Here is a 20,033-nt window from a genome sequence, read left to right as displayed (position 1 = left end):
TTCGAAAATAGTCGCACAATGATTGTGCGGGAATTCTCGCACGATCGGCCTGCGCCCGGCAAACCGCCCCTACCTTGCGGAGGATTCGCTCCTCGTCGAGGCGGCGGCCGAAGCTCATGACCTCTCCTGGCCGGTGTGCCTGTGATCCGTAGTTGGCGGCTGTGAACGACAGGTGGCGGACGTTGGTTGTTGCAACGTCACCTTGATCGACTCTGGTAGCGCTGGCCGATCGTGCTGGGGCAACTCAGGTCGGTGAGAGCGGTCCCGCGCCGCTGTCGCATCGTGCCCCGAGATCGGTGGCGTACTGGTTCAAGCGGTGGCGGAGGACGAGCGATCCTGTCGGCTCACACCGCGCCACCGGAACCGCTCCCAGATCCCGGATCGCGCACACCGCCTCGACACCCGAAGTCCGCCAAGCACCCGTCCACCGCCGGGCCCGGTCGGGCCGCAACCCAACGCCAGACGGCCACGCTCCGCCTCGCCGACCCCGAAGGCCAGAAACAACTCATCCAGCCCACAGCGATCCGACCGCACCAACCCCGAGTCGCGCAGAGTCACTGGCAAAGCACAGCATGTCGTGCAGAAATCGGCGGCCCCTACGCTGTCGATGATTCCGAGCCGAGATCAATTGGCGGCGTATAGGTGATTGTGCAGAGGCAAGCACGTGCAGATGTGCAGAGTCTGGCGCAGCGATTGGCTGGAGCGTCGCCGCGCCCTGAGGGCGTGGACCGGGGCGGCGGCATGCGAACGGTCAGGATCGGGCCGGACCCAGCCGCCGGGTGAGGAACTGCTCAAATGTCAGCAGTTCCGGATGCCGTCGGCGCAGGTCCGAGATGTCGGCCCGGTAGCCCTCTTCGGCGAACCATTCGAACATGCGCTCATCTATCGGCAGCGCCTCGAACCTGGTCGGAGTGCCGGTGACACGCTCATAGGTCTCCGCGACTTCGGGGAAGGTGAGCTCGTCGCCGGCTAGTTCGACCTGCCGGCCGATGAACTGTCCGGGGTTGTCGAAGGCATCGGCGGCGAAGATCCCGATGTCGTCGGTGGCGATGAGCTGCATCGGCTTGTCCGGCTTGACCGGCAGTGCCAGGAGTCGCTCGCCGTCGGCGTTGGCGTAGTGCAGGAGATTGTTCATGAAGAACACCGGCCGCAGGATGGTGGCGGGCACGCCGAGGGCCAGGATGTGCCGCTCGATCTCGGCCTTGCTTTCGAAGTGATCGATGCCGGTCTCGCGTTCGGCGCCGCCCACGGAACTGTAGACCAGGTGGGCGACGCCGCTGCTGTGGGCGATGTCGGCCACGGTCTTGCCTTGGCGTACCTCGGCGGCCAAGGTCTCGGGCTCGTAGGCCAGCGCCTGGACGCTGAACACGCCGTGTACGCCGCTCATCGCCTCGCGCAGGGAGTCGGGGTTGTCGAACTCGCCCTGAACCAGCTCCGCGCCCTGCTCGCGCAGCGCTTGCGCTGCGGGCTTGCGCGGATCACGGACGAGCGCGCGGACGGTCCAGCCGCGGGCCCGCAGTTGGCGGGCGGTGGCTCCGCCCTGGTTGCCGGTGGCACCGGTGACGAGAACAACTCGGGAAGCAGACATGGTCAGGTAACCGCCTCTTACTCGGAGCGTTTTGCTCCGAGTAATGTAGCCCGGAGCGGAACGCTCCGCAATCGGTATCCTGGATCCATGTCCGACCCCGTGACTCGCCGCAAACGAGGCCCGCAGGCCTTGGCGGCCCGCAACGACCAGGCGCTGATCGAGGCCGCCCGCCACGTGTTCACCACTCAGGGCTTCGACGCGCCTGTATCAGCCGTCGCCGAGCATGCGGGCGTGGGCATGGGCAGCCTCTACCGCCGCTACCGCACCAAGGAAGAACTCCTCCAACGGTTGTGCGTCGACTCGATGGAACGCGTCGCGGCCGCTGCCCAGGGCGGCCTGGCTCACGAGGACCCCTGGCAGGGACTGGCCCACTACATCCAGCAATGCGTGGCCTTCGGCTTCGGTATCCTGGCCCCGCTGGCCGGCGCCATCGACGTCACGCCCGAGATGCAGCAGGCCAACCAGCGAGCCCAGCACTTGGCCGACGAACTCACCGCCCGTGCCCACCGCGCCGGAGTACTCCGAACCGACGTAACCACCATGGACATCTCCCTGCTCATCGGCCAGTTCAGCCGCACCACCCCAGCTCCGCCCGGACGAGCCGAGGAAGAGATCCGCTCCCGGCTGCTGGCCATCGCCCTGGACGGCTTGAAGGCCCACAACACCGGCCCGCTGCCCGGCGAACCATCCAGTGTGCAGCACTACCAGACCCTCTGGGACGCCAGACGAACACAGCCCTGATGACGGCATGCCCGCCACGGCGAGCGTTCCCCGATCACAACACCCGCACGGCCGCCGACCGGTCCGACAGGCCCTACCAATTGATCTTCCGGGTATCGCCGACCACGCGCATCACCCTGCGCGTTTGCCCGTACTGCCTATGTACGTCTGCCTGTGCGCCGACATCAACGTCCGCCACCTGTCGTTCACAACCGCCAACTACGGATTACAGGCACAGCCGGACCGCCGGAGGATTCGGCGGCCCGGGGTCAGGTCCAGGCCATGACCAGCTGCGTGTGGCGCTTGCGGAAGATGCGGCCGACAGCGGGGGCGGGCAGGACGGCGCTCGCAGGGTGGAGGGTGAAAACAGGGCCCGGGTGGTCCCGCCGGGAGCGGTCCCACGTCCGTACGTGATCGTGCAGGTGCCAGGCGAGCCCGGCGCCGTCGCGGCCGTAGCCGCAGGCGCCGAACTCCCAGCGTGACGTGCCGGTCCTGTCGCTGGACGGCTCGCGGAGCGTGAGGTAGGCGAAGCTGTCGTGGGTGATCAGCGCGGGGCAGTACCAGCGCATGGCCGGTTGGATGAGGCCGCAGTCGCGGTCGGGGTCCTGCCAGAACATGCCGAACCGCTCGTCGCTGGTGGCGATCCACAGGTGCATCGAATCGAAGGGCTGCCCAGCGGCGACGCTGACGCCGGTCCACAGCTCGGTGCGGTCGCCGTCCAGCGCCTGGTCGAGCTCGGCGGCGTCGAGTGCGGGGCCGCTTTCCAGGGTCAGCCTGACGGCGCCGCCGGCCAGGACGGGTTCCTGATCGGGCAGCTTGCCGGCGCCCTGGCAGGGGACGAAACCGCAGACCTTCGGGTTGAGCCCGAGGAAGTGATCTCCCTCGCGGACGAAGGTGAACGAGCGGCTGATGGTGGAGAAGCGCAGCGGGACGATCATCCGGCCGCCCGGGGCGAGCAGATGCGTCCACGGGACATCCCAGACGCCGACGGTGACGATGATCGCGTCGAAGCCGCCGCTGGGAGTGTGCCGCTCGGCGGCATGTTCGGCGTCGCCCAGGACGACCCGCACCCGGTCATGGCCGGTGCGGGCCAGGAAGCGGCCGGCGCGCTCGGTGACGAAGGGGTCGATGTCGATGGTGACGACCAGCCCGTCGGGTCCGACGATCTCGGCGATCAGGGCCGCGTTGTAGCCGCCGGAGCCGATCTCCAGGACACGCGCGCCCGGGCGGAGCTGGGCCGCTTCGAGCATGTCGGCCTGCAACCAGGGCGCGCTGATCGAGCTCGTGGCTCTGCCGTTGCGATCGCGCTTGGTGACGACGACGTCGTGGACCGAATAGATCATGCCGAGCGGCGCCTCCGGAGCGAACCGCTCACGCGGCACAGTGGCGAAGGCCGCTTCGACCTCGGGGGAGCGGATCCAGGCGCCTTGCTTGAGCTCGGCGACCATGTCGGCTCGCAGGCGATCGGCGGACTGCGACGGCGGAGGGTCGGTGGCCACCGCAGCGAGAATAGTCAGGGGCAACGGTCCGTGCCGGGGATTCGCGGGATGGGCGCCGGGGGCGGTTCGGTCAGGTGCCGGGTGTGTGGTCGAGTGCGGCTGCGTAGGCGTCCTGCATGCGCGCTGTGATGGTGGGGCCGTCCGGTGCGGGCTTGTGGCGCGCCTCGGGTCCGAGGTGGGCTTCGCGGAGTTCGTCCATGAACGCCTCCAGGGCCGACGGGCCGCCGGCGGCGAGGACCTGCCCGCGGGCCGCGTACTCCTCGGCGACCGGGAGGTGCCGCGTTCCCCAGGCGCCGAGCTGGGCGAAGACGGGCACCAGCTGGATCGCCGGCTCGGTCAGGCTGTAGATGACCTTCTGCTTGTGCGACGGGTCCTCGGCCTTGGTGAGCAGCCCGTGCTCGACGAGCACGGCGAGCCGGTCGGCGAGGATGTTGGAGGAGATCCGCTCCGGGCCGTTGAGCAGTTCACGGAAGTGCCGGGCGCCGGTGTAGATCACGTCGCGCAGGACCAGCAAGGTCCACCGGTCGCCGAAGATCTCCAGCGACAGGTTGATCGGACACCTCGACCGCGTGTCTTTCCGCACCACACCCACCTTGGAACTGGTTGCATGTTCGTATCAGTGTGGCCTAGGTTGGGCCGCATAGCAAGTTGCAAAACGAGAGCAGTCTGAGGAGGCTCAGATGTCGCTGGACAATCTGCCCGAGGTGGTTTCGCGCGAGGAGTGGCTCGCCGCCCGCAAGGAGCTCCTGGCCAAGGAGAAGGAGCTCACCCGGGCCCGTGACCAGGTCAACGCCGAGCGCCGCCGGTTGCCGATGGTCCGGGTGGACAAGCCGTACACGTTCGACGGACCGGACGGGAAGGTGAGCCTGCTCGACCTGTTCGAAGGCCGGAGCCAGCTGCTGATCTACCACGTCATGTTCGCTCCCGACGCCGACGCGGCCTGCCCGGCCTGCTCGTTCTGGATCGACAACGTGGGCCGCCTCACCCACCTGCACGCCCGCGGCACGACGCTGGCGGCCGTCTCGCGAGCGCCGCTGGACAAGCTCCAGCGCTACAAGCGCCGAATGGGCTGGACGCTCCCGTGGTACTCGTCGTTCGGCAGCGACTTCAACTACGACTTCCACGTCAGCTTCGACGCCTCGATCACGCCCGTCGAATGGAACTACCAGGACTACGACCAGCTCGTGCGGGCGAACCCGGGCTGGGAGGGGTACACGGGCGAGGAGATGGGCGTGAGCGCCTTCCTGCGCCGCGACGGGGACATCTTCCACACCTATTCGTGCTACGGGCGCGGCATCGACCTGCTCAACGGCACGTACAACTGGCTCGACCTCACCGCGCTCGGCCGTCAGGAGGACTGGGAGCAGCCGCCCGGCCGCGCCGACGGCCCGGCCATGAGCTGGCTGCACCGCCACGACGAGTACGACCCGGCCGCCATCGGCGGGGCGCACGGCCCACGGTGACCACGGCGACCCCACGACCGCCGCGCGGGTGCCGTGCCGCGCGGATCCTCCACCGAGAAAGGCGCACATGAGTACCCCGCAAGCGACGCCGAGCCGGGGCGGAACGAACCTCGTGCTGGCCACGCTGTTCTTCGGCGTGTTCGCCCTGGGCTGTGCCGAACTGCTCGTGGTCGGCCTGCTCGAACCGATCGCCGCCGACCTCGGCGTCTCCATTCCCGCGGCCGGCGCCCTGGTGACCTCCTACGCGCTGGGCCTGGCGATCGGCGGCCCGATCCTGACCGCGCTGACGATCCGGCTGGACAGGCGTGCCGTGCTCGCCGGCGCGCTCGTCCTGTTCGCCCTGGCCAACCTGGCCCCGGTGCTGATCACCGACTACGCCCTCTTCGTCGTGGCGCGCGGTGTCGACGGCGCGGCGCAGGGGCTGTTCGTCGCCGTCGCGTTCGGGGTCGGCACCTCGATCGCCCCGCCGGAGCGCGCGGGCCGGGCGATCTCCGTGATCATCTCGGGCGTCGCCGTCTCGGCCGCCCTGGGGCTGCCGCTGGGCACGGCGATCGGCCAGACGCTCGGCTGGCGCGGCTCGTTCACCGCGATCATCGTGCTCAGCGTGATCGTGCTGATCGCCACCCTGGCGCTGGTTCCGTCCGTGCCCGGCAGCGGCAGCGGCTCCGCCGGCCAGGCCAGGTACGCCCTCGCCCCGCGGGTGCTCGCCGTGCTGGGACTGAACCTGGTGGTGTTCACCTCGCTGTACGCGGCGCTGACCTACATCGTGCCGTTCCTGCGGGACGTCACGGGCGTCCCCGCCGCGATGGTCAGCGTGTACCTGTTCGTCTACGGCCTGGCCACGGCCGTGGGTTCCTTCTCCGGCGGCTGGTTCGCCGACAGGAACGCCGCCCGCACCCTGGTCGTCGGCACCACCGGCATGGCGGCCGCCCTGCTGATGCTCCACCTCGTCGGCGGCAACCCGATCCTGGTGGCGCTGACGATGCTGCTCTGGGGCCTGTTCGCCTTCGTCATGGTGCCCTCGCTCCAGCTCCGCGTGGTGAGCCTGGCCGGTCCCGGCGGCGAGCTGGCGCAGGCGCTGCCCGCCTCCGCGATCAACCTCGGCGTCGCCCTGGGCCCGATCGCCGGCGGCATCGCGCTCAGCAGCAGCGCCTCCGCCCCGGTGATCACCGGCCTGGCCATCGCGCTGGTCGGCATCGCGGCCTCCGTGGCCACCGGCTACCTCAAACCACCCCCGGCCACGACGACCGCTCCGACCGCTTAGACCCGCGTTGCCATGCCGCTGCGCCGCTTGACATCCTCATCACGGTGATCGAAGCCCATCGCCCCGTCAGAGCCACCGTGGCCATCCCCGTCACCGTGCGCGACCTGCTTCCCCGCGATCTACCGACATGCGCATGGTCGGGGTCGGCCGGCCACCTGCGCCTCGTGGAGCGGGAGTTGGCGCGCGCCGCGCAGGGAGAGGTGGACTACCTGGCGGTATGCACCCCCGTGGACCTGCCGGTGGCCATCGGCGGCGTCGACTACCGGCTCAGCGAAGGGGCCGGGACCCTGTGGCAGCTCGCCGTGCTCCCGGCGCTGCAGTCCCGTGGTCTGGGAACGTTGCTGATCCAGGCCGCCGAACAGCGCATCGGTGACCGGGGCCTGCGCAGGGCGGAACTCGCCGTCGAGGAGGACAATCCTCGAGCTCGCGCCCTGTACGAACGCCTGGGCTATGTCGCCTATGGCCGCAAGCCGGAGGCCTGGGACGAGGAAGCGCCGGACGGCTCGGTCCATCGCCATGAGACCACGTGCGTTCTCATGCGCAAGGATCTCTGATCTCCGGGAGGCGCCGGTCCCCGGCCGACACGGCGCCTGTCCCCGGTCAGCGGGGGCTGGTTACGGGGCCGGCGAGGTCGAGGGCGGTCGTCACGAAGGCCTTGACCCGGGAGGTGGCCGCGTTCGTGCGCCAGGCCGGCCCCCACTCCAGGGCCGGGCCGTCGTGGACCGGGACGTACGCCACGTCGGGCCGCGCGTAGTAGCGGACCCCCGCCGCGCCGCAGGGAAAGACGCCCTTGCCCGCGCTGCCAGGGTCAGGACCTCCTGGAAGGTGCCGGCTGTCGGGCCTTCCGGTATGGCCATGCCCGAGGGCGTGGTGTGCAGGTGGCGGGCGGCGCGCAGGTAGGCGGGGATCGACGGCGGGACCTGGATGACCTTGTCCCGTGTCAGGTCCTCGACCGAGACGGCCGCACGGCGGGCGAACGGATGGCGTGCCGGCACGGCGAGCACCATCGGCTCGGTGAACAGCACCGGCCCCTGCGTCAGCCCCTCCTCCTCGATGGGGAAGCAGATCAGCATCACGTCGACCTGCCCGTCGAGCAGCGGGTCGAGGGCGGTGCCGATCTGGACCTCCCTGACGTGGACCGCGCAGTCGGGGTGCCGCTCGCGGAACCGTTCGGCCGCCGCGAGCGCGATCTGCCCCGTGGCCGCGGTGAGGAACCCGACCGTCAGCGAGCCGGTGATGCCGCGTGCCGCCTCGATGACCGTCGCGACCGTGGACTGGATCTGGGCGTACGCGGGCCCGAGCCCGTCAAGGAGTTGCGCGCCGATGGGCGTCAGCCGTACCTGCCGGGTGGACCGCTCGAAGAGCGGGACGCCGATGCGGCGCTCCAGTTTCTGGATGGTCTGGGTGACGTGGGCGCGCGAGACGAGCAGGCGGTCGGCGGTGCGGCCGAAGTGGAGTTCCTGGGCGAGGGTCAGGAACGTCTCGATCTCGCTGCGTTCCAGGGCCATCCACGCCTCCACCGCGACTGTTCACACTGACTGACCGATTATTGCGGCATTGGGCGTTTTTCCGGAATTAGCCGTGCGTCAGAGTCGGAACCACCGAACAACCGACCATGGAGCACAACCTATGTCTCTCGACCACCGCATCGCCGTCGTCACCGGAGCCTCCAGCGGCATCGGCGCCGCAACCGCCCGCCTCCTGGCCGCCCGAGGGGCCAAGGTGGCGCTCCTGGCCCGCCGCCTCGACCGGCTCGACGCGCTCGCCCAGGAGATCAAGTCCGCCGGGGGAGAGGCGCTGGCCGTCGCCGCCGACATCACCGATCCCGCCACGCTCGCCGCCGCCGCCGCACGGATCGGCGCCACGTACGGCACCGCCGACCTCGTCGTGAGCAACGCCGGCGTGATGCTGCCCTCGGCCATCCAGGCCCGCAACACCGCGGACTGGCGGCGCGAGGTCGCCGTCAACGTCAGCGGCGTCCTCAACGTCGTCGACGCCTTCCTCCCCGGCCTCCTCGACGCCGCGGGAGCCGGACGCCCGGCCGACCTGATCACCATGTCCTCGATGACCTCGCACGTCGTCTTCCCCTACATGGCCGTGTACAACGCGACCAAGGCCGCCGTCAGCCACCTGTCGAGGACCATGCGCACCGAGCTCGGCCCCCAGGGCGTACGGGTCAGCGTGGTGGAGCCCGCCATGACCGCCACCGAACTCCAGGGACACGTCACCGACGAGGGCGTCAACGCCTGGGTCGCCCAGGCCCGCGAGGCGTTCGCCTGGCTCGACCCGCACGACGTCGCCGAGGTGGTCGCCTTCACCGCCTCGCGTCCCGCGCACGTCAACCTATCGCAGGTCGTCGTCTACCCCACCCGGCAGGCCTGACGCGATCCTGCCCGGCGAAGGCCCCGTCCGCCCCGGCTGATCGACGTGACCGGGGGAGCGGTCGCCTCTACGCCGAGGACCCGGGGCCGGGCGCCGCCAGAGTTCGCAGGACGCAGAACTCGTTGCCCTCGGGGTCGGCCATGACCACCCAGCCCTGGCCCACGTCCCTCTTGACGGCGCCGAGGCCGAGCAGCCTGGCCACCTCGTCGCCGGTGCTCCGGTCGATCGGACTCACGTCGAGGTGAAGCCGGTTCTTCACGGTCCTGCCCTCGGGCACCTGGATGAACTGCAGCGTGGGCGGCATCTGGCGGGTCAGCACCTCCTCGACGGTCGGCTCCCAGGAGCCGATCTCGACCTTGCCCTCCCTCCGGTCGATCACCGTGAAGTCCAGGACCTCGCACCAGAAGGCCGCGAGTCTCTCCGGATCGTGGCAGTCGATGGTCAGCTCGGTGAATCTGCTGGTCATGTCTCTCCTCAGGTCTCAGGGCGTGCCGAACCAGGCGGACAGTGCCTCACGCAGCGAGGGCGCCGCGCTGTCCTCGGGTTCGTCGACGGTGGCGGCCCAGGCGATGTGGCCGTCCGGGCGGATGAGCAGGGCGTCGGCCGGCCGGTCACCGGTCTTGGCGGTGTGGACGCCGACGCGCGGCTGCCAGTCCCCGGCGGTCTCGCGCAGGTCCCGGCGGCCGGCGAGGTCGAGGAGGACGGGCCGGGCCGGGCGCATGAGCTCCGCCACGCTCGTCAGGCCCCGCTCGGTGTGCAGGGTGAGGTCGGGGGCGAAGGCGCCGGTCAGCGGGTGGCGGCCGGCGCCGGGCATCGGGTAGCGGATGTCGGAGCCGGCGACGAGGGCGCCCATGCGGCGCAGCGGCTGCTCGTCGGCGAGCAGTTCCCGTACGACCTCCCGCAGCGCTTCGGCGGCCGGGTCGTGCCCGCGCCGCAACGCCACCTGGGCCCGGGTGTGGAGCATGGTGCGGGCGCCGGCGAGGTGACGTTCGCCGTGGTAGGTGTCCAGCAGGCCGGCCGGGGCCCAGCCGCGCAGGTCGGCGGCCAGCTTCCAGGCGAGGTTGACCGCGTCCAGCATGCCGGCGTTGAGCGCCACGCCGGTGGCCGGGAACAGGTGCGCCGCGTCCCCGGCCAGCAGGATCCGCCCCTCGCGGTAGCGGTCGGCCTGCCGCGCCTTGAACGTGAACCGCGACAGCCGGACCGCCTCGGCCACGGGCAGGTCCACGCCGAGCACGCGGCGGAGGCTGTCCTGGAGCTCGGTGACGGTCATCGGGGTGTCGTCGTCGTACTCGACGCTCTCGTCCTCGACGGTGTAGAGCGAGACGGCCTGGGAGCCAGGCGAGGCCCCGATGCCGAAGAGCCCATGATCCGTCCGGGTGAAACCCGGGTGGATGACGCCGAAGCCGGGGACGTCGAGGCCGCCGTCCCCGCGCACGGTGACCGTGCCGGGCAGGGTGACCTGGGCCAGCCGGTTGACCTCCGGGTACGTGGTGCCGGGGAAGCCGATGCCGGCCCAGGCGCGGACCCGGCTGCGCGCGCCGTCGCAGCCCACCACGTACCGGGCCCTGACCTGGTACGGCCCGTCCGGGCCGCGGACGTCCACGGTGACGGCGGCCTCGTCCTGGCTCATCCCGGTCACCTCGTGCCCGCGGCGCAGGTCGACGCCAAGCTCGCCGGCCACCTCGCCGAGCAGGCGCTCGAGGTGCTGTTGCGGGAGCGGCAGCGCGCGCATCGGGGGATCGGCCAGCTCGGTGAAGTCCAGGTGCACGCCGCCGAACGGGAAACGGGGAGCCGGGACGGGGCCGGTGCAGGCGGCTTCGAAGCGTTCCAGCAGGCCCCGGTAGCGCAGCAGTTCGAGGATCTGGCCGCCGAGGCCGCCGGCCTTGGGGGTGTCGCGGCGCCGCGGCTGCCGCTCCAGCACCAGCGGCCGCACCCCGGCCAGGCGCAGCTCGGCGGCCAGCATGAGACCGGTCGGCCCGGCACCCACGACGACCACCTCAGCGTCCCCTGACGGATCGTCCTCCGCGAGCCGGGCGGCATGGTGTTGCTCTGTCATCCCTGACCTTTCGATTCGTCGCGTGACACGTATCCTTGAGCCGCACCAGATCCCGGGCGGGCCACCGTGGTGCGGTCGAGCCCTTCCGGCAGGCAGGCCCGGCCGTCCCGGAGGATCGCGTACCCGCCCGGGCGCAGGCGCGGGGCGCGTTCCACCACGGTCGGGGTGAACCCGTGATGGCGCGGGCCCGGCCCACGCGCCCCCTCGACCAGGCGATTTCGTACGAATCGAGGATCAAGTACGGTGAACACCCGGAACAACGACGAACATCGGAAGATCACCTTCAGTGGGAGTGAACGGAGCAGGTCAGGCGTGGAGCTGCGTGACATCGAGATCTTCCTGACCCTGGCCGAAGAGCTGCATTTCGGCCGCACCGCCGCCCGGCTATGCCTGTCGCCCGCTCGCGTGACCCAGGCGATCCAGAAGCAGGAACGGCAGGTCGGCGCCCAGCTGTTCGAGCGCACCAGCCGCACGGTCCGGCTGACGCAGGTCGGGCGGCAGCTCCGCGACGACCTCAGGCCCCTCTACGCCGGGCTGAAGGAGAGCGTGGAGCGCGCCCAGCTCGCCGGCCAGGGCATCACCGGCACGCTGCGCGTCGGCATGCTTCCCCTCAACGCCTACGACCTGCGCCCGTACTGGGACGTCTTCCGCCTCCGCCACCCGCGATGGCAGCTGCGCATCCACAAGACCCAGCTGGGCGAAGCCTTTCCCGCGCTGCGAAGGGGAGACATCGACGTCCTGGTGACCTGGCTCCCCGTCGACGAACCCGACCTCACCGTGGGGCCGGTCCTGTTCGCCGAGCAACGCGTGCTGGCCGTCGCCGTCGACCACCAGCTCGCCCCGCGCGCGTCGGTCTCCCTGGAGATGGTCTCCGACTTCCAGCACCCGAACGCCGACAACGGCCCCGGCTACTGGTACGACGCCTACGCCCCGCGCCTGACCCGGCGGGGCCGCCAGATCGAGCGCGGCCCCGTGGTGCGGGACGCGGAGGAGGCCATGACCCTCGCCAGCATGGACGGGCTCGTCGTGCTCTTCCCCGCCCACGTCACCCGCTACTGGGCGCGACCGGACATCACGTACCTGCCGGTCACAGATCTGGAGCCGCTGCCGTATGCCCTGGTGTGGCGCAGCGAGGCCGAGAGCGAGCCCGTCCGGGCCCTGGCCGGGATCATCCGCGACCTGGGCCCCCTCCCGCCGGTCCCGGCATGATCCGGCACCTCCTGATCGCCGGGCTGTTACCCCTCAGCGTGCCCGCCCAAGCCCCGTCGCTCCACGTGATGACCTGGAACCTCTGCGCGGGCACGAACAGCAACTGCCCCCTCTTCCGCCGCACCACCGCCGAGCTGGCCTGGCACGTCGCCGTGCTGGCGACCAAGGCGGACGTGATCTTCCTCCAGGAGTTCTGCACGGGCGCGGACGGCGACCTGAAGCGGGAGCTGGAGGCGCGTACCGGCAGGGCGTGGAGCGTCAAGTCGGCCGGGCTGGCCCGCCCCGACGGCTCCCCGTACCAGTGCCACCCGGACCGGAACGGCAGGCCGCGCGGGACGCAGAGCGTCACCCTGGCCGTGGCCGAGCGGAACGCCCGCTTCGGCGTGCACGCGCTGACCTCGCCGCCGTGGAGTGCCCGGAGGTACGCGGTCTGTACGGCCGACCGGGCGTGGTGCACCGCGCACTTCTCGTCCGGCGCGCACTACGACGACAAGCAGAAGGGCGCGCCCTACCGGCACAAGCAGCTCCGCGAGCTGTTCGAGCTCGGCCGGGGCGTCGTCGGCGGCGACCTCAACCTGGTGCCGCGCGATGCCGCCACCGCCTACAGAGGCCGCGACGAGTGCGACCCGCGCAAGCGGTGGACCTACGTCACCCGCAAGCGGAAGATCGACTACGTGTTCGCCGGCGACGGCCGCATGCGCCGGTGCTTCGTCGACTACGCCAGGAAGGGCTGGTCGGACCACGTGCCGCTGCACGCGTGGGTGGCACGGTAGTCACCGGTCCTAGGGGTGATCGGGGAGGCGCTCAGCATGACGGCGAACCCGTGGGGATCCGAGCGCGTACGACAGGGCCACGCCGAAGCAGAGGGACAGCGAGATGCCCAGGAGGAGGTCGGTCAGGGCCGCGGCGAACCCCATGCCGATGGCCAGGCCGCAGGAGAGACCGAGGATCCAGTTGGGGGAGTTCTTCGTGTTCGTCATGGCTCATATCCTTCCGCGGGGGCCGCGGCCGGAGTAGAGGCGTAGATCATCGGCACCGTATGACATCTGTCAGCCGAAGGCGCGGAGGAAGGTGTCGGTGGCGGCGCGGGCGAGCTCCCGCAGGTCCGTGTCGGCGATCTGCCGGGTGCCCATGTGGGAGCGCGCCTCCAGTGGCCCGATGAGCAGGGCCAGGAAGTGCTCGGCGGCCTGGTCGGGGTCGGTGGCGCGGAGGCGGCCGGCGAGGATGAGCCGCGCCAGCCGGTCGGCGAGGGCCTGGCTGAGACGGTGCGGACCGCTCTCGACGGCGAGGTCGAGGATGTCGGGGAAGTGGGTGAGCTCCGCGTACAGCAGCCGCCGCAGTGCGCAGGAGCGGTCGTCGGCGTGCAGGCGCACCAGGTGGTGGCCGACCTCCTCAAGGGTGGCGCGAAGGTCGGGGCCGGGCTCGGCGAGAGGTCGCAGCGCGGCCAGCCGCTGGTCCAGCACGCTCTCGGCCGCGGCCTGGATCGCGTGCCGGAAGAGGGTCGCCTTGTCCGTGAGGTGGTTGTAGACCGTGGGTTTGGCCACCCCGGCCTCGTCGGCGATCTCCTGCACGCAGGCCTGGGCGTAGCCCTGACGGGCGAACACGGTGAAGGCGCCGTCGAGGATGGCCTGCCGTTTGTCGATGCGTCCGCGCGTGGTGACCATGCCTCGATTGTACTCCTGAGTTCAACCGCATGAACGTACGGGTTGCGATGGACGCGTCAGATAACTACTTTGAACCCGTGAGTTCAATTTCTGCTCCCGACCGACGCCTGGACCGGCCCCTCCTGGCGCTGATCGGTGTCGTCCTGCTCGGCGGCCTGCTGGGCATCCTCAGCAGCACGATGGCCGCGGTCGCCACCAACACGCTGGCGAGCGCCCTGGACGCCTCGCTCGCCACGGTCGGCTGGGCCTCCACCGGCTTCCTGCTCGCCGTCACCGCCACCATCCCCTTCACCACCTGGGCGGTCGACCGCTACGGCGGACGGCGGCTGTGGCTCGCGGGCCTGGCGGTGTTCGTCGCCGGATCGCTGGCGGCCGGGCTCGCCTGGAACGCCGGCAGCCTGATCGCCTTCCGCACCCTCCAGGGCGTCGGCGCCGGGATCCTCGACCCGCTCGTGCTGATCCTGCTGGCCCGCGCGGCCGGGCCGGCGCGCGCCGGGCGCGTCATGGGCCTGATGGGCGTGGTGCTGTCACTCGGCCCGGTCCTCGGGCCGATCGCGGGCGGCGCCGTGCTGGGCGGCCTGTCGTGGCGGTGGATGTTCCTGCTCAGCGTGCCCCTCGGCCTGATCGCCTACCTGCTGGCCGCCCGCGTGCTGCCCGCCGACCCGCCGCCCGGGCGGCGCCCGGCGGTCCGGCTCGACGTCCTGGGGCTGGCCCTGCTCGCGCCGGGCTTCGCCGCGCTCGTCCTGGCGCTGTCGCAGACGGCCGAGCACGCGGCGTTCACCGTCTGGCAGGCGCTGCTGCCGCTGGCCGCGGGCATCGTCCTCATCACCTGCTACGTGCTGCGCGCGCTCCGCTCCCGCCGCACGCCACCGCTGATCGACGTACGCCTGTTCACCAGCCGGGGATTCACCGCCGGGGTCACCATCATGGGACTCGGCGGGCTGGCCAACTTCGCCACCCTGTTCGCGCTCCCGCTGTACCACCAGCAGGCGCACGGCCACGGAGTGCTCGCCGCCGGGCTGCTGATGGCGCCGGCCGGCCTGGGAGGAGCGATCGCCATGCCGCTCGCGGGCCGGCTGTCCGACCGGATCGGCGCCCGGAGCCTGGCCGCCGCCGGCGCGCTCGTGGCCGGGCTCAGCGCGCTGTCCTTCACCCGGATCGACGCCGCCACCGGCCAGGCGTGGCCGGTGCTGGCGGCCCTGACCATCGGCCTCGGCATGGGCTGCTTCAGCGCGCCGACGATGGGCTCGCTGTACCGGACCCTGCCCGGACCGCTCGTCGCGCAGGGCAGCTCGGTCCTCTACATGCTCAACCAGCTCGGCGCCGCACTCGGCATCGCCCTGGTCACCCTCGTCCTGCAGACCTCCGGCGACGTGATCACCGGCTTCCACAGCCTCTTCTGGCTCGTCAGCGCGCTTATCGCGGCCGTGCTCGCCGCGACCCTGCTGCTGCCCGGCCACGATCCCGCCCCCACCGCCCACCCGGAACCCGTCACCCCAGCGAAGGCGTCCTCATGACCAGCACCCCGAAGACCATCGTGATCAGCGGCGGCACCGACGGCATGGGCCGCGCCCTGGCCGCCGCCTACCTGGAACGAGGCGACACCGTCGTGGTCATCGGCCGCGACGCCGCCAAGGCGGCCGCACTCCCCGGAGCCCACGTCATCGCCGCGGACCTGAGCCTGGTCAGCGAGAACAGGCGAGTCCTCGAAGAGATCGACGCCCGCCACCCCGCCGTGGACGCGCTGGTGCTGTGCGCCCGCTACTTCCGGTCGACCCGGTTCGTCACCGCCGAGGGCGTCGAGGGCGTCTTCGCCCTGGAGTACCTGAGCCGGTTCATCCTCAGCCACGGCCTGACCGCGCGAGCCGCCGCCCCGCGCGTGATCGTCAACGTCTCCGGGCCCGGCGTCCCGATCGGCCGCATCCACTGGGACGACCTCATGCTCGAACGCGGCTACGACGGGATGGCCGCCCAGATGCAGGCGGGCCGGGCCAACGACCTGCTCGCGGTCGCCTACGCCGCCCGCCACGCGACCGGCGGCGCCCGGTACGTGCTGATCAATCCCGGCCCGGTGGCCTCCAGCTTCGCCGGGGAGTACGACCCGCCCATCGCCGCCCAGGTCGCCCAGCTCAAAAGGCACGGCCGGCCGGTCGGCGACGGCATCCAGCCGATCATCGCCCGCGTCGACGCCCCGCCGGCGGCGCCGGTGACCGCGTTCGCGCGCTTCGACCCCATCAGCCTGGACGGCCCCGCCTTCGACCACCACGCCGCGGCCCGGCTGCACGACCTGACCCGTCGCCTGCTGGCCTCCCTGGAGACCTGACCCCGAGGAGGTCTGCCAGCTCTTCTGGGACCCGCACACCCGGCGCGACGAAGCCGAGCGCGCTCTGACGGGCCCGCCGGAGGCCGAGACCCATGCCGATTAGGCTTCCGCGCCGCGCCCGTCTGTACGTGTGAGACCGACTCACAGGAGGCTGACACGATGCGGAAACTGATCTTCGGCATGAACCTGAGCCTGGACGGCTACATCGCCGCGACCGGCGACGACATCGGCTGGAGCGGGCCGCCGAGCGACGAGCTGTTCCAGTTCTGGCTCGACCACGAGCGGGCCAACGACCTGGTGCTGTACGGGCGCAAGCTGTGGGAGACGATGAGCGCCGCCTGGCCGACCGGCGACCAGCAGCCCGACGCCACCCCGGCGCGGATCGAGTACGCGCGGAACTGGCGGGACACGCCGAAGGTGGTGTTCTCCTCGACGATCGACAAGGTCGACTGGAACACCCGCCTGGTCACCGGCGACGCGGTCACCGAGATCGCCCGGCTCAGGGCCGAGGACGGCGGCCAGATGGGCATCGGCGGCGCGACGCTCGCCGGGGCGGCCATGCGGGCCGGGCTCATCGACGAGTACGTCCTGGTCACCTACCCGGTCCTGGTGGGCGGCGGCACGCCGTTCTTCACGGCGCTGGACAGCTGGGTGAACCTGAACCTGGTGGAGACCCGGACGTACCCCGGCGGCGTGACGCTGACCCGGTACGAGACGAGGCGATGAGCACGGGCCGGATCCTCGGCCCGTGAACGGTGTGTGCTGGGCCCGCGTCCTATGACAGCGCCGGGGGCAGGCCCAGCCACGGCTTGCCGGTGGCGTCGAATCCGGTGAGCTCGGCGATCTTCCCGTCGACGACGCGCAGGACCGCGATGGCGAACAAGCGGTGCTCCGGGTCGCCGGGGGCGCGCAGGTACAGCGCGGCGGCAGGCATGCGGTTGACCGTCGTGGCGATGCCGCGCCAGTCGTCGTGGCCGCGCAGGAAGAGCCCGCTGGAGACCCAGCCGTCCACCGCCTCCTTGGCCGACCTGACCACGGTGCCCGGGTCGGGCAGCATCGCGAAGCGCAGGTCGTCACGGAGCAGCGACGTCAGCCCGTCCAGGTCGTTGCGCTCATGGGCGTCCAGGTACGACCTCACCACGCCGCGCTCGTCGTCCGACAGCTCGTGGGTGGCGGGGCTCCGCCAGTCGAGGCGGCGGCCGGGCAGCCGCTCGCGCATCGTCACGCGGGCCCGCTGCAGCGCGCTGGTCACCGACGCGACGGTCACCCCGAGGGCGCCGGCGGCCTCCGACGCCGGCCGGCCGAGGACGTCGCGCAGGATGAACACCGCCCGCTGCCGCGGCGGCAGGTGCTGGACGGCGACGATGAACGCCAGCTCGATCGTCTCCCGCGCCACCACCGCTTCCTGCGGGTCCTCCGGGAGCATCCGGTCCGGGTACGGCTGCAGGCACAGCACCTCGGAGTCGGGGTCCGGCAGCTCGGACGGCACGGGCACGCGGGCGTTGCGCCTGTCGAGGAAGTCGAGGCAGGCGTTCGTCGCGATCCGGTACAGCCAGGTCCGCAGCGCGGCGTCGCCCTTGAACGACTCCCGCTTGCGCCACGCCCGCAGGAACGTCTCCTGCGTCAGGTCCTGGGCGTCCTCGTAGTTCGCGAGCATCCGGTAGCAGTGCACCTGCAGCTCACGCCGGTGGCGCTCCGTGACATGGGCGAACCGTGTCGTGTCGCCTGAGCGGGCCGCCGCGATGAACGCGGCCTCGTCGGCGCCCAGCGGTCTGGCGTCGGTCATGGTCGTCAATCCTTCCACCGGTGCGATAGGGGCTACCAGGACTGACGACGTGGCGGCGGATTCCTGATCGGTCGCCGTCCGCCGGGCCCTCGCCTAGCCGGAGCGCTCGCCGGCGCGCGCCGAGCGGGTCGCGTGCAACGAGGCCAGGAGCCGCAGCCGGTCGGCGTCGGCGCTGCCCGGCTCGGCGGTGTAGACCAGCATGACCGGGCCGGGGCTGCCGGGCAGCGGGTAGGTGTCCCAGTCCAGGACGATGTCGCCGACCTCCGGGACCCGGAAGGTCTTGGCGCCGCTGACCGACTCGCGCACGTCGTGCCGGACCCACAGCCGCCGGAACTCGGCGCTGCGGATGCTCAGCTCACCGACGATCGCGGTGGCGCGCGGATGGGTGGGGTCGGTGGCGACGGCGGCGCGCATCATGCCGATGTAGTCCAGGGCCTGCCGCTCCCAGTCGGGGCAGCTCCGCCCGCCGGTCAGCGTGTCGTCGAACATCAGCAGGAGCATGTTGAGCCGGTCGCGCGGGCAGTCGCCCGGGTCGCCGAGCAGCGCCTGGGCCATCGGGTTCCAGTCGAGCAGGTCGAGGTGCCGGCCGAGCACGACCGCCGGGGTGTCCATCACCCGCAGCAGCCGCCGGGTGCTGTCCGGCACCCTTTCCGGCCCCCGGTCCACCCGCGCGGGCGCGGGCCGGCGGGCGGCGCGGGCCAGGGTGAACAGGTGCCGGCGCTCCTCGTCGGCGAGGCCGAGCGCCCCGGCCAGCGCGTCCAGGACGTCGTCGGACGGGCGCACCTCGCGGCCCTGCTCCATCCGCTGGTAGTAGTCGGTGCTCAACCCGGCCAGCAGGGCCAGCTCCTCGCGCCGCAGCCCGGTGACCTTGCGGCGTCCGCCCGGCTCCAGGCCCACGTCGTACGGACTCAGCCGGTTGCGGCGGGCCCGCAGGAAGTCCCCGAGCTCACGGGCGTACAGGTTGGTCATGCCGCAAGTCTGCCGCCTGACCGGCCACCCAAGGTAGGTCCCGCGGTCCTAGGCAACCGGGAACGACGGAGGCGGCCCGCGTCGCCCCTAACGTCGGCGGTCGACCGCACCGAGCCTGACGTCGGCGGTCGACCGCACCGAGACCTCCAGGAGCAGCAGATGACCGGATGGACCGCTGATCGCATCCCCGACCAGCACGGCCGGATCGCCGTCGTGACCGGCGCCAACTCGGGCCTCGGCCTGGTCACCGCCACCGAGCTGGCCCGCCGCGGCGCCCGTGTCGTGCTCGCCGTCCGTAACACCGCCGCCGGCCAGGAGGCCGCCCGCCGCATCGGCGGCGACGTCGAGGTGCGCGAGCTGGACCTGGCCCGCCTCGACTCGGTACGCGCGTTCGCCGCGAAGCTGGCCGCCGACCACCCGGCGATCGACCTGCTGGTCAACAACGCCGGCGTGGTGCTGCTCGGCCCGCGCCGTACCACCGCCGACGGCTTCGAGCTGCACCTCGGCACCAACATGCTGGGCCACTTCGCGCTGACCGGCCTGCTCCTCGGCAACCTGGCCGCGGCCGGAAGGCCGCGGGTGGTCAGCCTCAGCTCGATCACCCACAGGAACGCCCACCTCGACCTCGACGACCTGATGTTCGAACGTGACTATCGAGCCGCTCCCGCCTACGGCCGGTCCAAGCTCGCCACCACGATCTTCGCCGTCGAGCTGGACCGCCGCCTGCGCGCCGCCGGATCGCCGATCATCAGCACGCTGGCCCACCCCGGCCTGACCCGCACCAACCTCACTCCGCGCGCCTGGGAGCACCGCGGCCGGCTCGGGCAGGTGATCGCGCGGCTCGGCCTGGTGGTCACCCAGCCGGTGGAACGCGGCGCGCTGCCGCAACTGCGCGCCGCGACCGACCCCGGGGTGCGGGGCGGCCAGTTCTTCGGGCCGTCCGGGCCCTGGGAGACCCGCGGCCCGGTCGCCGAGGCCCGGCTCAGCCGCGAGGCGGCCGATCCGGCCGTCGGCAGGTGGCTCTGGGAGGCGGCCGGGCGGCTGACGGGTGTCACGTACCTCTGAACCAGCCGATACGCGGGCGAATGCGCCCCGCGAGGCCGGGGCGTC

General features: G+C 71.6%; 21 protein-coding genes. 11 read left to right on the top strand and 10 right to left on the bottom strand.

The annotated features are described in order from the left end of the window. Positions 1–751: 751 nt before the first annotated feature. Positions 752–1,588 carry an NmrA/HSCARG family protein gene (locus tag ACWDXC_RS32900; RefSeq protein WP_449988418.1) on the bottom strand — a complete coding sequence of 279 codons (837 nt, stop codon included), beginning with the start codon at positions 1,586–1,588 and terminating at the stop codon, positions 752–754. Between the two features lie 87 nt (positions 1,589–1,675). On the opposite strand from ACWDXC_RS32900, the gene ACWDXC_RS32895 reads away from it, so the two are divergent. Next, complete coding sequence (locus ACWDXC_RS32895) at positions 1,676–2,329, top strand: TetR/AcrR family transcriptional regulator (RefSeq protein ID WP_449988415.1); 654 nt, start codon at positions 1,676–1,678, stop codon at positions 2,327–2,329. 248 nt (positions 2,330–2,577) lie between these two features. Here ACWDXC_RS32895 and fxlM read toward each other — a convergent pair whose 3' ends face one another. Together fxlM and ACWDXC_RS32885 are read right to left on the bottom strand one after the other, a co-directional pair. After that, positions 2,578–3,807, bottom strand: coding sequence for a methyltransferase, FxLD system (gene fxlM, locus ACWDXC_RS32890; protein ID WP_449988412.1), 1,230 nt, complete (start codon positions 3,805–3,807; stop codon positions 2,578–2,580). A gap of 70 nt (positions 3,808–3,877) precedes the next feature. Then, positions 3,878–4,390 carry a winged helix-turn-helix transcriptional regulator gene (locus ACWDXC_RS32885; protein WP_449988409.1) on the bottom strand — a complete coding sequence of 171 codons (513 nt, stop codon included), beginning with the start codon at positions 4,388–4,390 and terminating at the stop codon, positions 3,878–3,880. A gap of 97 nt (positions 4,391–4,487) precedes the next feature. Between ACWDXC_RS32885 and ACWDXC_RS32880 the strand changes: the two genes are divergently transcribed. The 3 genes from ACWDXC_RS32880 to ACWDXC_RS32870 all read left to right on the top strand — a co-directional run bounded on the left by ACWDXC_RS32880 (position 4,488) and on the right by ACWDXC_RS32870 (position 7,088). After that, positions 4,488–5,270 carry a DUF899 domain-containing protein gene (locus ACWDXC_RS32880; protein WP_449988406.1) on the top strand — a complete coding sequence of 261 codons (783 nt, stop codon included), beginning with the start codon at positions 4,488–4,490 and terminating at the stop codon, positions 5,268–5,270. A gap of 67 nt (positions 5,271–5,337) precedes the next feature. Continuing rightward, positions 5,338–6,534 carry an MFS transporter gene (locus ACWDXC_RS32875; RefSeq protein WP_449988403.1) on the top strand — a complete coding sequence of 399 codons (1,197 nt, stop codon included), beginning with the start codon at positions 5,338–5,340 and terminating at the stop codon, positions 6,532–6,534. A gap of 44 nt (positions 6,535–6,578) precedes the next feature. Next, positions 6,579–7,088, top strand: coding sequence for a GNAT family N-acetyltransferase (locus tag ACWDXC_RS32870; protein WP_449988400.1), 510 nt, complete (start codon positions 6,579–6,581; stop codon positions 7,086–7,088). 90 nt (positions 7,089–7,178) lie between these two features. Here ACWDXC_RS32870 and ACWDXC_RS32865 read toward each other — a convergent pair whose 3' ends face one another. After that, a complete protein-coding gene (locus ACWDXC_RS32865; protein ID WP_449988399.1) occupies positions 7,179–8,042 on the bottom strand; it encodes a LysR family transcriptional regulator in 864 nt (287 codons plus the stop codon). Positions 8,043–8,163: 121 nt separating this feature from the next. Between ACWDXC_RS32865 and ACWDXC_RS32860 the strand changes: the two genes are divergently transcribed. Next, positions 8,164–8,916 (top strand): SDR family oxidoreductase, encoded by a 753-nt coding sequence (locus ACWDXC_RS32860; RefSeq protein ID WP_449988396.1) that lies wholly within the window; start codon positions 8,164–8,166, stop codon positions 8,914–8,916. Positions 8,917–8,983: 67 nt separating this feature from the next. Here the strand turns inward: ACWDXC_RS32860 and ACWDXC_RS32855 are convergent, their stop codons facing one another. Together ACWDXC_RS32855 and ACWDXC_RS32850 are read right to left on the bottom strand one after the other, a co-directional pair. Further along, complete coding sequence (locus ACWDXC_RS32855; protein WP_449988393.1) at positions 8,984–9,382, bottom strand: VOC family protein; 399 nt, start codon at positions 9,380–9,382, stop codon at positions 8,984–8,986. Positions 9,383–9,397: 15 nt separating this feature from the next. Next, positions 9,398–10,972, bottom strand: coding sequence for an FAD-dependent monooxygenase (locus ACWDXC_RS32850; protein ID WP_449988391.1), 1,575 nt, complete (start codon positions 10,970–10,972; stop codon positions 9,398–9,400). A 312-nt stretch (positions 10,973–11,284) separates the two neighbouring features. Between ACWDXC_RS32850 and ACWDXC_RS32845 the strand changes: the two genes are divergently transcribed. Both ACWDXC_RS32845 and ACWDXC_RS32840 read left to right on the top strand, forming a co-directional pair. Then, positions 11,285–12,181 carry a LysR family transcriptional regulator gene (locus ACWDXC_RS32845; protein WP_449988388.1) on the top strand — a complete coding sequence of 299 codons (897 nt, stop codon included), beginning with the start codon at positions 11,285–11,287 and terminating at the stop codon, positions 12,179–12,181. Then, positions 12,178–12,954, top strand: coding sequence for an endonuclease/exonuclease/phosphatase family protein (locus ACWDXC_RS32840; RefSeq protein ID WP_449988386.1), 777 nt, complete (start codon positions 12,178–12,180; stop codon positions 12,952–12,954). The genes ACWDXC_RS32845 and ACWDXC_RS32840 overlap by 4 nt, the downstream gene beginning before the upstream one ends. Before the next feature lie 9 nt (positions 12,955–12,963). Here the strand turns inward: ACWDXC_RS32840 and ACWDXC_RS32835 are convergent, their stop codons facing one another. Continuing rightward, positions 12,964–13,161 carry a hypothetical protein gene (locus ACWDXC_RS32835; protein ID WP_219509169.1) on the bottom strand — a complete coding sequence of 66 codons (198 nt, stop codon included), beginning with the start codon at positions 13,159–13,161 and terminating at the stop codon, positions 12,964–12,966. 69 nt (positions 13,162–13,230) lie between these two features. Further along, on the bottom strand, positions 13,231–13,845 hold the full coding sequence (locus tag ACWDXC_RS32830) for a TetR/AcrR family transcriptional regulator (RefSeq protein ID WP_449988383.1): 615 nt from the start codon (positions 13,843–13,845) through the stop codon (positions 13,231–13,233). Positions 13,846–13,922: 77 nt separating this feature from the next. Between ACWDXC_RS32830 and ACWDXC_RS32825 the strand changes: the two genes are divergently transcribed. The 3 genes from ACWDXC_RS32825 to ACWDXC_RS32815 all read left to right on the top strand — a co-directional run bounded on the left by ACWDXC_RS32825 (position 13,923) and on the right by ACWDXC_RS32815 (position 16,894). Beyond that, the gene (locus ACWDXC_RS32825; RefSeq protein WP_449988381.1) at positions 13,923–15,362 is read left to right on the top strand and encodes a DHA2 family efflux MFS transporter permease subunit; all 1,440 of its coding nucleotides are present in this window, start codon (positions 13,923–13,925) and stop codon (positions 15,360–15,362) included. Continuing rightward, positions 15,359–16,168, top strand: coding sequence for an SDR family NAD(P)-dependent oxidoreductase (locus tag ACWDXC_RS32820; RefSeq protein WP_449988379.1), 810 nt, complete (start codon positions 15,359–15,361; stop codon positions 16,166–16,168). Before ACWDXC_RS32825 ends, ACWDXC_RS32820 begins: the two co-directional genes overlap by 4 nt. A gap of 159 nt (positions 16,169–16,327) precedes the next feature. After that, positions 16,328–16,894: a dihydrofolate reductase family protein gene (locus ACWDXC_RS32815; RefSeq protein ID WP_449988376.1), complete on the top strand. Its 567-nt coding sequence runs from the start codon at positions 16,328–16,330 to the stop codon at positions 16,892–16,894. Between the two features lie 49 nt (positions 16,895–16,943). Here the strand turns inward: ACWDXC_RS32815 and ACWDXC_RS32810 are convergent, their stop codons facing one another. Beyond that, positions 16,944–17,954, bottom strand: a complete 1,011-nt coding sequence (locus ACWDXC_RS32810) for an RNA polymerase subunit sigma-70 (RefSeq protein ID WP_449988374.1) — start codon at positions 17,952–17,954, stop codon at positions 16,944–16,946. A 93-nt stretch (positions 17,955–18,047) separates the two neighbouring features. After that, positions 18,048–18,923 (bottom strand): helix-turn-helix transcriptional regulator, encoded by an 876-nt coding sequence (locus ACWDXC_RS32805; RefSeq protein WP_449988371.1) that lies wholly within the window; start codon positions 18,921–18,923, stop codon positions 18,048–18,050. Between the two features lie 159 nt (positions 18,924–19,082). On the opposite strand from ACWDXC_RS32805, the gene ACWDXC_RS32800 reads away from it, so the two are divergent. Beyond that, entirely contained in the window at positions 19,083–19,988 is a 906-nt protein-coding gene (locus ACWDXC_RS32800; protein WP_449988368.1) for an oxidoreductase, read from the top strand. Positions 19,989–20,033 lie beyond the last annotated feature (45 nt).

Source organism: Nonomuraea sp. NPDC003214, from assembly GCF_053590035.1.
This window is presented reverse-complemented; position numbering and strand designations above follow the sequence as displayed.